The following is a 12,573-nucleotide window of genomic DNA, read 5'->3' as shown; positions in this document are numbered from 1 at the left end:
CTCAGGCTTTGACTTTGAAGGCGTCGGCGTACTTAGCCGGCGCAATGCCGTCCCACACCACGCCGTCAATCAGCTTGCTGCTACGCATGACGTCCTTGGGTACATTGACCTTGAGCGCGCCGGCCGCTTCTTTGTACAAATCGATCTGGTTGATCTGCTTGGCGACCGCCAGATAGTCCGGGTGGTCCTTTAACAAGCCCCAGCGCTTGTGCTGGGTCAGGAACCACATGCCGTCGCTCAAATAGGGGAAATTGACCGCCCCGTCGTTGAAGAACTTCATATGATTGGGGTCGTCCCAGGTCTTGCCCAAGCCGTTTTGATAGCGGCCCAAGATGCGCTGATTGATCGCATCGACGCCGGTGTTGACATAGGCCTTCTCGGCGATGGTGTCGGCCATCTTGAGCTTGTTTTGCAGGCCGGCGTCGATCCAGCGGCCGGCCTCCAGGATCGCCATGATGACGGCGCGGGCGGTGTTCGGGTACTGCTTGACGAAGTCACCGCTGCTGGCCAAGACCTTCTCGGGGTGATCCTTCCAGATGTCTTGCGAGGTGATGGCTGTGATGCCGATGCCGTCGACGATCGCGCGGTGATTCCAGGGCTCGCCGACGCAATAGCCGTCCATATTGCCGACCCGCATATTCGCCACCATCTGCGGCGGCGGCACGGTGATGACCTTGGCGTCCTTGAGCGGGTTGATGCCATGCGCGGCCATCCAGTAGTACAACCACATCGCATGGGTGCCGGTCGGGAAGGTCTGGGCAAAGGTGTACTCCCGCTTGTCACTCGTCATCAGCTTGGCCAGCGTTGCGCCGTCGACCGCGCCCTTGTCGGCCAGCTTCTTGGACAGCGTGATCGCCTGACCGTTGTTGTTCAAGGTCATCAGCACGGCCATGTCTTTCTTGGGGCCGGACACGCCGAGATGCACGCCGTAAATCATCCCGTAGAGCGCATGCGCCATATCGAGTTCGCCGTTGACCAGCTTGTCGCGCACGCCGGCCCAGGAGGCCTCCTTGGTCGGGATGATCTTCACGCCATATTTCTTGTCGAAGCCCAAGACCGAGGCCATCACCACGCTGGCGCAATCCGTTAGCGGGATGAAGCCGATGCGGACCTCTTCCTTCTCGGGCTTGTCGGAACCGGCGGCCCAGGCGCCGCCTGGCAGGCTGCTGGCAAGACCTGCGAGACCAGATACAGCGCCAGCGGCGGCACCGGTCAATAGTTTGCGACGATCTGCGCTCATCAAACCTTCTCCTTGAAGTTCAAGACTCTTGCTCATCAACATCTCCAATGTGGAAAACAAAAACGGCGCCTCGACCCGCCGCAGCCTTCCAAAGAAAGCCGCGGCCAAGGTCGGACGCCGTTGTCCGTCGAAAATCTATTGCTTGAGTGACCCACGCCGTTGTGGGTCTCAGCAGTTAGTTAGCAGAACTCGTGCCAGCCGAAAATCGCTGCACAGCGGCCCTTTGCGCACGCTTTGAAGGCGTGCCCGCTCAAGAATCAACCCAGTTTGGTGCAGCGCAGCAAGGCCTGCGCATCAATGATGCGCTCCGCCACATCCAGCAAGGGCGCGCCCCTGTCCATCGCCAGGCGGCGCATGCGCTTGTAGGCGGCGTCTTCATCCAGGCTCAGCTCGGCCATCAAGATGCCCTTGGCCCGCTCGATGATCTTGCGCCCGCTCAGCTGCGCCTGTGCCTGCGTCAGCTCCCGCTTGAGGGCCAGGTCTTGCTCGAAACGCAGGCAGGCCACTTGCAGCACCGAAGCGAGGCGCTCCGGCTGCAGCCCCGCCACCACATAGGCGCTGACGCCGGCCTGCAAGGCGCGGCGCATCGTCGCCTGGTCACCGTCTTCAGAGAACACCACCACCGGGCGAGGCATCTGCAGCGACAGCGTGGCCAGGTTCTCGAGGGTGTCGCGCGTCGGAGACTCGCTGTCGACGATCACCACGTCGGGTTTGAGGCGCAGCACACAGTCATGAATCAAGGCGCCCTGCTCGATCACGCCGACCACCTCGCAGCCCTGGCGCGACAGTTCCTGCTGGATCAGCTGCACGCGATGTGCACCGTCATCGATCAGCAGCACACGCAAGCCCTGGGCGGGGCTTGATGGCTCGAAATTGGGTATGGCGGGCATGGGCATGGGCATGGGTTGATCAACAGGCAGACGCAAATTCCATGCCGAAACACAGCGGGTGTCGGCCAAGCCCCAAAAACCACCCACAAAAGCGATCAAGCTCCCCCCTAAGTTGAAGCAGCCCGCCATGGGCCTTGGCCCCTGATTCAGCGAGCTAACACCCCGTCTCCATGGAATACTGCCAGCCGTCGGCGCCTGGCGACCGGCCTTGAAAATCAACTTTCAATAGGAGATACAGACATGAAATTCGGCGCCCCTATCTGTTTGACCCTGCTCGCAGCGCTGGCCGGCTGCAGCTCGACCCAATACATCATGAGCACCAAAGAAGGTCGCATGATCGTGGCGGACGGCAAACCTGATTTCAACGAAAAAACCGGCAGCTACGAGTACCGCGACGCCGAAGGCAAACGCATGACCATCATGAAGGGCGAGGTCGTGCAGATCATGGAACGCTAAGGGCCCCCGTTGTTCGCGGCAAGGGCAGCCAAGGCTGCCCTTATCATTTGCGCCCAGCCACGCCTCAAGGCGCTCATGAAGACAAGATTACTGCTCTTTCAACTCGGCGCCCAATATGGCTTGGACGAACAAGCGGCGCGTCAGCTCCAGCGCTTGGCAGGCCTGACCGAGCAGCCGCGCAACTTGAGCGCACAGCTGCTGCGCGGCACGGCCTTGTTGGCGGCCGGCTTGGCCGGCTTGGCGCTTGTGATGTGGGTCGCGGCCAACTGGTCCGAGCTGGGGCGGGCCGGACGTTTTGCGCTCTTGCAAACCCTGCTGCTCGGCAGCGCGCTGGGTGCGGCGCTGTGGCCCAAGGCCCGGCAGGCGCTGGCCTTTTTATGCCTGCTGAGCCTGGGCGGCTTGCTCGCCTTCTTTGGTCAAACCTACCAAACCGGCGCCGACCCCTGGCAGCTCTTTGCGCTCTGGGCCGCCTTGGGCCTGCCGCTATGCTTTGGCGCCCGCTCAGACCTCTTGTGGGCGCCCTGGGCGGCCATCACGACAACCGCGATTGCGCTGTGGACGCAAACCCATTTGGGCGGGCGCTGGAGCGCGCTGCCGGCCGGTGAATATGAGGAGCTGCTGGTGCACGCGCTGGCATTCGGCGCACTGAGTCTGATGCTGCTATTGCTCGGGCCGCTGTGTCGCCGGCAGACCGGCGCCGGCCTGCTGACAATGCGCTTGGCGATGGGCTTGGCCACCACCTTTGTCAGCGCCGTCGCCTTGAGCGGCTTGTTTCACGCCGAGGTGATGCCGCATTACTGGCTCGGCCTGATCATGGGTCTGGTGGCCGTCGCGCTGGTCGCGCGCAGCGCCGGCGGCTTTGACCTGGCTCAGCTGAGCATGCTGGCGCTGGGCCTGAACAGCTTGCTGGTGGTCGGCTTTGCGCATTGGCTGAGTCCGGGCAATGGCTCGCTCGGCAATGACCCGCTCAGGCTGCTGCTGGTCGGCGCCGTCGCCGCCCTGCTGCTGGCTGGCAGCGTCAGCGGCCTGTTGCGAATCGCCCGGCGGCATGCCAGCGCGCAAGAGACATCAAGATGAAGCGAGGCAGTCAAGCACTCGCTCCGGCGCAACTGCTGCAACGCGCGATCACCGCCGGCTTGCTGCCCGGATCGGCCACCCTTTCTGCCGCCGAGGCGCGCCCCTGGTCGCTATTGCTGCTGACGGCGCTGGGCGCATGGCTGGCGGCCGTGCCGCTGCTGAGCTTTATCTATCTGCTCTTGGGACCGTCGCTGACGGCGGGAGGTGCAAGCTACCTGGTCGGGGCTCTGGTGCTGTTGGCGGCCGCCGTGATCTTGCGTTCCAACTCGGCGCCCTTGTTCCTAGAGCAATTGGCCATGCCGCTGCTGCTGAGCGGCGCGCTGACTTTATCCTTGGGCTTGTACCGTGACCTGCACCATTCCGCTGCTTCGGTTGGGATGCTGATCGGCTGCTTGGGGCTGGCGCTGGCAATTGACAAGGCTTGGCTGCGCATCTTGCTGGGTGCGGCTGCTGGACTGTTTTTCTGCCTGGCGCTGATGCCGACGGGCTTGGACGAGCGCAAGGGCCTGGGTGTGCATTGGCTGATCTTGCATGGGGGGATGGTGATCGGCCTGGCTGCCCTGCTCTTGCAGCAACGCTTTCTGCTGCATGGCAGGCAAGCGGCCAAGGCGGCGCTGCTGGAGGCGCTTGCGACCGGTTGGCTCTTGATGCTGGTGCTCGGCCTCGCTGCCTTGGGCAGTGTCGCCGCCCTTGAACAAGGCCTTTTCGGCCCAGAGTCCAGCCTGCCCTCGAGCTTGCGATGGGCCTATCAGGCAGGCGCCGTCGTCTTTGCACTCGGTGGCTTCGCGCTGGCCGCGCAAGCCTGGCCGGATCTGCGCCGGCCGCTGCCCTTGGCCGTGGCGCTGGTACTGGCGGGTCTTTGCGCCTGGCTGCCCTGCTTGGGCGGCCTCTTGATGCTGCTGGCTTGGGGCAGCGCCACGCGGCGCCGCGAGCTGGCCATGGCCAGCGCGATGGCCTCGGTCTGGGTGCTGGGGGCGTCCTACTATCAACTCAGCTGGACCTTGAGCAGCAAGGCCGGGGTCTTGGCAGGCGCGGCGGCCTTGCTGGCGCCCATCGCCTGGCTCGCGGCAAGCCGCCAAGGCCAAACGCCGGCCGGCGCCAGCCCCGCGCCTCGGCCCAAACGCATGCCCGGTGCCGCTTGCTTATTGGGCGGCGGCCTGCTGGCCTTGCTGCTCGTCAACGCCGGCATCTGGCAAAAGCAGCGCCTGATCAGCGAGGGGCGGCCGATCTTTGTCGCGCTGGCGCCGATTGACCCGCGCTCGCTGATGCAGGGCGACTTTATGCGCTTGAATTACGACTTAGGCCCCGATGTCAATGCGGCCCAATTGCACCGGCTCGGCGCTGCACGCACGCTGGTCGTGCTCGGGGTCGACGCACGCGGGCTCGCCTTGTTGCGGCGTGTTCACGAGCAAGGCAAGCCCTTGGCCGCCGACGAGCAACTGATCGCGCTGAGCCCAAGAAACGGCGGCTGGACCCTGGTCAGCGATGCCTGGTACTTCCGCGAAGGCGATGGCAAGCGCTGGCAAGCGGCCAAATACGGCGAGTTCAGGGTCCGCCCCGATGGCCAGGCCCTGCTGGTCGGACTGGCCGACGCCAAGCTCCGGCCCATTCAGCCCTGAAAATGGGGTCAGGTTCATTTTTGGCCTGCCATTTTGCCGATATATCCTCGAAATAGCGCCCTGTCTTGGCCACCGGCCTGCAGGCCTTGAGGCGAAAATGCCGGCTCGACCCTGACGCGAGATTGCTGGCAGTTTCTATCCGATGCTGAAGAAAATAGCCACCCAACAAGCCCGAATCGGCATGTTTGTCCAGTCGCTGGAGGGCTCTTGGCTGGCCCATCCTTTCTGGAAAACCAAGTTCTTGCTGCAAGAGCAAGCCGACCTGGACGCCTTGCTGAGCAGCGGCGTGCCGATGCTTTGGATTGATCTCGACCGCGGTCTGGATGTGAGCAGCGCCGCCACGGCTGCGGACCCACCCCAAAGCCGCCCTGCGGAGCCAGCCCCCAAGCCCGCGCCGCCGAACGAGCGCTCGCCCATCAGCATGGCCGCCGAAATGGCCCGCGCCAATGTGCTGGTCAACCGCTCGCGCGAGGCGGTGACCTCGATGTTTGGCGAAGCCCGCTTGGGGCGCGCCCTGGACGCCGAGCAATGCCTGCCCATCGTCGAAGAAATCAGCAATTCGGTGTCGCGCAATCCTTCGGCGCTGATCAGCCTGGCGCGCCTGAAGACCAAGGACAACTACACCTATATGCATTCGGTGGCCGTGTGCGCGCTGATGGTGTCGCTGGCCAAACAGCTGGGGCTGAGCGATGAGCAAACCCGCGAAGCCGGCTTGGCCGGGCTGCTGCATGACATTGGCAAGATGGCGATGCCGATGGATGTGCTGAACAAGCCCGGCAAGCTGACCGACGCCGAATTCAACGTCATTCGCTCGCATCCGCTGCGCGGCTATCAGATGCTCAAAGAAGGCAAGGCGGTGCCTGCCGCGGCCTTGGATGTCTGCCTGCATCATCACGAAAAAATGGACGGCAGCGGCTACCCGCAAAAGCTCAAGGGCGAGCAGATCAGCCTGCTGGCGCGCATGGGTGCGGTATGCGATGTCTATGACGCGATCACCTCCACGCGCCCCTATAAATCGGCCTGGGACCCGGCCGGCTCGATTCAGCGCATGGCGCAATGGGCGGGCGACCATTTCGACCCGGTCGTGTTCAAGGCCTTTGTGAAAAGCGTCGGCATCTATCCGGTCGGCAGCCTGGTCAAACTGGAGTCGGGGCGACTGGCCGTCGTGACCGAGTTGAACCCTGCCAGCCTCGCCGCGCCGGTGGTGCGGGTGTTCTATTCGACCCGCTCCAGCATGCCGATCCCGGTGCTGACCCTCGACCTCTCCCACCCCGGCACGCGCGACAAGGTCCTCAGCCGCGAAACCCCGTCGGACTGGGGCTTCACCTATCTGGAAGATATCTGGCAGCAGCCCAACGCCAAATAGCTTGTTGCTCATGGCGCTCACCGCGCTTGGCTCCTTGTTCAACCCGGGCCGCAGGTTTCAATTCGGCTGCTCTTCGGTTCACGCCGTAGCGGCGCGGCGTCTGGCCTTGGTGGCTGGCCCGGCCCATTAGCTGAGCCCTGCCCTGCGCTGCGCAACCTTCGGCGGCGTTGAGATTTCGCAATCGCGCGCCCTCGCCCCAGTCGATCATTTGAGCGCTCGCCATGGTTTCCTTTGGCGGTATTTGCCGCAAACAAGCGCTGGGGGCCATCATGCGATTGAAGACTCAAGACTCTGTTGTGCGCCTTTGCCTGTTCGTTGCAGCGCTATTGGCGGTCGAAGTTTCGCTCGCAGCCGTGGTCACTCACGGCTCGCTGGCGATATCAAATATCCGCATCAATGCGGCGGCGGGTCAGTTGCTCATTGATCCTTGGTCCGCCCAGGCCAGCGCGACCACAAACAATAGCCTGGGCGAGAGCAGCGGCCAGTTCGACGGTCCATCCAATGCCGCGCAAGCCAACGCTGCAGTGACATGGGCCACCGGCCACAGCAGCGCGGATGCCACCAACCCCGGCGCCATCGCTGGCAGCGCCGTCGAACTCCCGGGCAAACACAATCAGGCGGATTCAAGCTCGGCGGGCGCCCTCTTCACCAGCTTCATGATCACCGGTGGCACCGGGGCCGTGGATGTCAGCTTCGAGTTGGACTTGATCGCCTCGCAGGACGGTTGGACCGACGATATTGCCGCTGTCGTTCGCAACGAGCTCGTCGCGAGCCTGTCGCTCGACGCCTTTGCCAATCCCTTGCTGTTCTTCGATTCGATCTACAGCATCGGCCCGAACTCGAGTTTTTCGCGGACCCTGACTTCGACCTTGAGCGGCACGGCCAGCCTCTTTTATGACACCCCGTATTGGGTTTTCATCGAAGCAGATTCCGAGTCGAATGCCAAGAACCTCCCCGAGCCCGGAAGCTTGATGCTGGTCTTGTTCGGCGGTTTGGCAATGGGGCTGAGTCGGGCTAGGTCCGCGCGGAATTCTCATTGCCCAATCTGAATTCAGGGCTTGACTACCGCGCGCCTGAACCGGCCGTGAAAGATTTTGCAGGAGGCACAGATGAGCCATATTCGTGAGTACCTTCGCCGATGGTTTCGCGGCTTGACTGTGTTGCTGATAGTCATAGCCGCCCCGGTGCAAGCCAAGTACTTTGGCGCCGACCCACCGTCGCGCTGCGGCGGCAGCGGGTGCAGAAGTTGCGAAACGAGCAGCCCTGGTGCGCCCCGAGACTATTGCGCCACCACCGAGTCTTGCCCGATGGGCGCCTGCTACCTCAGTCGAACCGAAGGCAACCTGACTGAAACCTACCACGGGGCGAGCCTGGGCAGCGCGAGCGGTTCCTTGCCCCAATTCGCCCTCAACTACAACAGCTACAACGCCGATACCTCGCGGGCGCGCATCGACGTCGGTCTTGGGTTTGGCTGGACACACAACTACTCCACCCTGCTCTACAGCGTCCGAGGCCATATGTTTCGCCTCGACGGCGATGGCCGGATCACGCGCTACGCGCCAGGTTCCGGCGGAACCTTCCGCGCCGCAGCCGGCTATTTTGAAACCCTGGTGCGCAACCCGGACGGTTCTTTCACGCTCACAAAAAAGGATCAAACCGCCTATCGTTTTGCGGTCATCCCGGCCACACCGTTCATGCAGGGAACGCCGGTTTTCCAACTGACGAGCATCACCGACCGCAACAACAATATCGTCAATCTGAGCTACTCGGGAGGGCAACTGCGCAGCATTGTTGACAACTATGGGCGCGGCTTCTCGCTCAGCTACTACAGCAACAAGAAGCTGCGCGCCGTGACGGACTCGCTGGGTCGCAGCACCGGCTTCACCTACGACAGCAGCGGCGCACAGCTATTGAAGATCACCGACCCACTGGGTCGCGCGATGCAATACAGCTATAACTTCCTTTTTCAACTGACAAGCAAGACCGACAAGGACGGTCGCACCTACAGATACGCCTACAACAATGACTCGCCGGTGGGGGTGACCGATGGAGCAGGCCGTGCATTGTTCTCGATGTCCAACCCAGGCAACTGGGCGACCAGCGACACGGCTCTGGCTCAGAACATGGTGCGGCAGTACCTGCCAAACACGACGAGCCTGAAGGACGGGCGGGGCAATGTCTGGCGCTATCAATACGACGCCAACGGCTACGTTGTGCGGAGAACCGCCCCGGACGGCGCCAGCTGGTCCACCACCTACGACCCCGGCACGCTGATGCCGGCAACACAGACCGATCCGAACGGGCGGGTCAGCAGCTATCAGTACGACGGCCAAGGCAATCTTGTCCAGCGCACCGACGCCATGGGCAATGTGACGCGCTATAGCTATGAGGCGGTGTTCAATCAACTGATCAGCAGCACCGATGCCAATGGCCGCGTCAGCAACTATGCCTATGACGCCCGAGGCAACCGCGTCCAGGAAACCGATCCGCTGCTCTTCACACGCCGGTGGACTTATGACCTGCACGGCAACGTCCTGACAGAGACCGACAAGAACGGTCACACGACAAGCCATGTTTACGATGTTCAAGGCAACCGCATCAAGTCTATTGATGCGCTCGGCAACGTCACCGCGATGAGCTACGACGCGGCCGGCAATCTGCTGATGCGTACCGACGCCAACGGCCGCAGCACAAGCTACGCCTACGATGCCCTCGATCGTCTGCGCAAGCAGACCGATGCGTCGGGGGCGGTCTCGAGCTTTGAGTACGATGCGCAAGGCAACCGTAGCCGCATCGTCGACCGCAATGGCAACGCAAGCATCTATCAGTACGACCAACGCGGCCGACTGACCCAGGTCACCGACGCACTCGGCAACACCGTTAAACAGGGCTTTGATGACAACGACAACCTCGTTTCCAGCATCGACAAGAACGGTCACAGCAGCAGCTTCGCTTACGACCTGCAGAACCGCCGGAACAAGAGCATTGATGCACTGGGGAACTTGACAACTGTCGGCTACGACTTGGCCGGGAACACCTTGAGCGAGACCGATGCAAATGGTCGCAGCAGCAGCTACAGCTATGACGCCTTGAACCGAATGATCACGCGGACCGATGCGGTCGGCAGCGTGACCCGCTTGGCCTATGACAGCACCGGCCCTTGCCCAGACTGCAGCGGCCCGACCCGGGGCTCCCGCCTTGTAACTCGACAGACCGACGGCAACGGCAGGGTCATCTATTACAAATACGACGGCCTGGATCGCCGAATCAAGCAGATCAACAAGCAGATCGATACGGCCGATTCCGTCGACGGCGACGATGCCGTAAGCAGCACCGCATACGACCCGGAAGGGAATCCAATCAGCAGCACCGAGCCCAATGGCAATACCAGCAGCTATGGCTACGACCCGCTCAACCGCATGCTGACCAGCAGCAATGCGGCCGGCGAAACCACCAGCAATGTTTTCGACCCGGTCGGCAACATCGTCAGCAGCACCGCGCCCACCACCAACATCACAAATACCAGCTACGACGCGCTCAATCGCCCGGTGCAAGTCCAAGACAGCGAGGGACTTGTGCTCAGCCTCAGCTATGACGCCGAGGGTCATCGATTGACGCGTGCCGACGGGAACGGCAATTTCAACCGTTATGCCTACGATGCGGCCTACCGTTTGACGCAGGTCACCGACGCGCTCGGCAACGCGACCGTCTATGCATATGACGCGGTGGGCAACTTGCTGTCCACAAGCGATCGCAACGGCAAGGTCAGCGGCCAGACCTTCGATTCGGTCAATCGCCGCATCACACAAACCGACGCCTTGGGTCAGACTACGCAATATCAATACGACGCGGTCGGCAATCTCACCAAACTGACCGATGCGAACGGGCACGCCACCCGCTATGCCTATGACGGCGTGAATCGCCCCCTGACCGAAACCTTTGCCAACGGCCTGTCGCGCAGTTATGGCTATGACGCCGTCGGCAACCTGCTGAGCCGCACCGATCAAAACGGCCAGACAACCCACTACAGCTACAACGATTTGTACTTCTTGACCCAACGCAGTTATCCGCTCAGCCCTGCGGATCATTTGGCCTACGACCTGTCGGGGCGCATGCTCTCGGCCGAGCGGGGCGGCTGGCTGGTGACCTTCAGCTACGACGGTGCCGATCGCGTCACGCAGACCCAGCAAAACGGAGCGACCGTCAACTACAGCTACAACGTGCCGGCACGAATTCGCGTGGTCGGCTATCCGGGTGGTCGCCAGATCGTCGAAAACATGGATCTGCGCAGCCGCCTGAGCCAAATCGATGACGCCTCGCCCAATCTGGTGCAGTACAGCTATGACGCAGGCGATCGGGTGCTTCAGCGCAGCTACCGCAACGGAAGTCAGGCCACCTATAGCTATGACGCCAACAACTGGCTGAGCGGGGTAGAGCATAGCCAAGGCGTCACGCGCCTTGTGGGCTTCGGCCATGCCTATGACAAGGAAGGCAACAAGCGCTTTGAGGAAAAACGCGCGGATGCATCGAATGCACAGAGCCGCTCCGAGGCCTACCAATACGACAGCAACTATCGCCTGATTGACTTCAAAGTAGGCGCACTGCTTGGAGCCACGGTGCCCGTACCCACCACGCAGACGCAGTACACGCTGGATCCGGTCGATAACTGGCGCATCAAGACCAAGGACGCGATCACCGAAACGCGTACGCACAACGCCGTCAACGAACTCACCAGCATCAATGGCGGCCCGCCCTTGGCCTACGACAACAACGGCAACCTGAGCGAAGACACGCAATATCGCTATGCCTATGACGAGGAGAACCGGTTGACCGGTGTGACCCGGCGAGCAGACTCGGTGCTGGTCGGTCAATATCAATACGATGCCCTGTCGCGTCGGGTAAAAAAGACCGCCAACCCGGCAGCTGTGCCGACTTTGACGCTCTACTTCCATGACGGCGCCCGCATCATCGAGGAGCAAGACAGCGTCGGATCTACGCTGGCCAGCTATGTCTACGGCAATACGGTCGACGAGTTGTTGACGATGGATCGCGCCGGGCAAAGCTATTACTACCACCAGAACGCACTGGGCTCGATCGCAGCGATCAGCGACGCCGCAGCATTGCCGGTGGAGCGCTACTCATACGATGCTTATGGGCTGCCCCTCATCATGAGCGGTGCCGGCCTGCCCTTGCCAACTAACCCATCGGGTGTGGCGCACAGCTTGATCGGCAATACTCATCTTTTCACCGCGCGCAACTACGACGAAGAGTCCGGCTTGTATTTCTATAGGGCGCGATACCTAGACCCATACAAAGGAAGATTCATTCAACGAGATCCGCTCGGCTATGTTGCGGGAATGAATCTTTATGCCTACGTAAAGAGCCGCCCGACAAGGTACTCCGACCCAAGCGGCAATTGCCCGAAAGAAAAACTCGACTGCGAAGAAAAGCTCAAAGTTCTTCAAGAAAAGAACTCAGATATTCTCACTAAAATGGAGAAAGCCAAATGCAAAACCCCTGCTTTCAGCTGCGAATGCTGCAACTACTCCGCGTACTATGACAGCAGCAAGAACAGTATTGCAGTCTGCTACAACGTCAAGTCGAATATTGAAACTAGCGTAAGGCACGAACTCATTCATGCGCTGGACAAATGTCTGAAGGCCAGCTTCTCGAAATGCAAAGATTGGGCCTGCAGCGAAGTCAGAGCCAACAGCCTTTCTGGGGATTGCGAAAAAGGCGGCGATTTTTACGACCCCAACGCTTCACGCGAGGGTTGCATAAAAAAATATTCCGCCCTGTCTCTGGACATCGTTCCAAATTCGCCCTGCAAGCCCGGCAAGAAATATGTTGACGCAATTTATACTGCTTGCGAGTGCAAAGTCAACGACGCTCCTCCCGCGTGGCCAAAGATTTGAAAAAGGGCAT

At 61.4% G+C, this 12,573-nt stretch carries 8 protein-coding genes; 6 read left to right on the top strand and 2 right to left on the bottom strand.

All coding sequences use genetic code 11. The features are described 5' to 3' along the window. Window position 1: 1 nt before the first annotated feature. Together LNV07_RS16930 and LNV07_RS16925 are read right to left on the bottom strand one after the other, a co-directional pair. Window positions 2-1,240, bottom strand: a complete 1,239-nt coding sequence (locus tag LNV07_RS16930) for a CmpA/NrtA family ABC transporter substrate-binding protein (protein WP_263572340.1) — start codon at window positions 1,238-1,240, stop codon at window positions 2-4. Window positions 1,241-1,497: 257 nt separating this feature from the next. Next, window positions 1,498-2,130 (bottom strand): ANTAR domain-containing response regulator, encoded by a 633-nt coding sequence (locus LNV07_RS16925; protein ID WP_263572339.1) that lies wholly within the window; start codon window positions 2,128-2,130, stop codon window positions 1,498-1,500. 240 nt (window positions 2,131-2,370) lie between these two features. On the opposite strand from LNV07_RS16925, the gene LNV07_RS16920 reads away from it, so the two are divergent. The 6 genes from LNV07_RS16920 (at window position 2,371) to LNV07_RS16895 (ending at window position 12,563) form a co-directional block, all read left to right on the top strand. Beyond that, window positions 2,371-2,586: a YgdI/YgdR family lipoprotein gene (locus LNV07_RS16920; RefSeq protein WP_263572338.1), complete on the top strand. Its 216-nt coding sequence runs from the start codon at window positions 2,371-2,373 to the stop codon at window positions 2,584-2,586. A gap of 75 nt (window positions 2,587-2,661) precedes the next feature. Continuing rightward, a complete protein-coding gene (locus LNV07_RS16915) occupies window positions 2,662-3,663 on the top strand; it encodes a DUF2157 domain-containing protein (protein ID WP_263572337.1) in 1,002 nt (333 codons plus the stop codon). After that, window positions 3,660-5,282: a GDYXXLXY domain-containing protein gene (locus LNV07_RS16910; protein ID WP_263572336.1), complete on the top strand. Its 1,623-nt coding sequence runs from the start codon at window positions 3,660-3,662 to the stop codon at window positions 5,280-5,282. Before LNV07_RS16915 ends, LNV07_RS16910 begins: the two co-directional genes overlap by 4 nt. A 142-nt stretch (window positions 5,283-5,424) precedes the next feature. After that, window positions 5,425-6,648, top strand: a complete 1,224-nt coding sequence (locus LNV07_RS16905; RefSeq protein WP_263572335.1) for an HD-GYP domain-containing protein — start codon at window positions 5,425-5,427, stop codon at window positions 6,646-6,648. A gap of 269 nt (window positions 6,649-6,917) precedes the next feature. Beyond that, window positions 6,918-7,697, top strand: a complete 780-nt coding sequence (locus LNV07_RS16900; RefSeq protein ID WP_263572334.1) for a hypothetical protein — start codon at window positions 6,918-6,920, stop codon at window positions 7,695-7,697. Window positions 7,698-8,039: 342 nt separating this feature from the next. Continuing rightward, a complete protein-coding gene (locus LNV07_RS16895) occupies window positions 8,040-12,563 on the top strand; it encodes an RHS repeat-associated core domain-containing protein (protein ID WP_263572333.1) in 4,524 nt (1,507 codons plus the stop codon). The last annotated feature ends 10 nt before the right edge of the window (window positions 12,564-12,573 follow it).

Source organism: Roseateles oligotrophus (assembly GCF_025717515.1).
Lineage (GTDB): Bacteria > Pseudomonadota > Gammaproteobacteria > Burkholderiales > Burkholderiaceae_C > Paucibacter_A > Paucibacter_A oligotrophus.
The sequence above is the reverse complement of the archived record's forward strand: the minus strand, read 5'-3'. Positions and strand labels throughout refer to the sequence as shown.

Coding starts and splice junctions, on each gene's coding strand:
- LNV07_RS16905 (WP_263572335.1), top strand. CDS start 5,425: ATGCTGAAGAAAATAGCCACCCAACAAGCCCGAATCGGCATGTTTGTC.
- LNV07_RS16900 (WP_263572334.1), top strand. CDS start 6,918: ATGCGATTGAAGACTCAAGACTCTGTTGTGCGCCTTTGCCTGTTCGTT.
- LNV07_RS16925 (WP_263572339.1), bottom strand. CDS start 2,130: ATGCCCGCCATACCCAATTTCGAGCCATCAAGCCCCGCCCAGGGCTTG.
- LNV07_RS16930 (WP_263572340.1), bottom strand. CDS start 1,240: ATGAGCGCAGATCGTCGCAAACTATTGACCGGTGCCGCCGCTGGCGCT.
- LNV07_RS16920 (WP_263572338.1), top strand. CDS start 2,371: ATGAAATTCGGCGCCCCTATCTGTTTGACCCTGCTCGCAGCGCTGGCC.
- LNV07_RS16915 (WP_263572337.1), top strand. CDS start 2,662: ATGAAGACAAGATTACTGCTCTTTCAACTCGGCGCCCAATATGGCTTG.
- LNV07_RS16910 (WP_263572336.1), top strand. CDS start 3,660: ATGAAGCGAGGCAGTCAAGCACTCGCTCCGGCGCAACTGCTGCAACGC.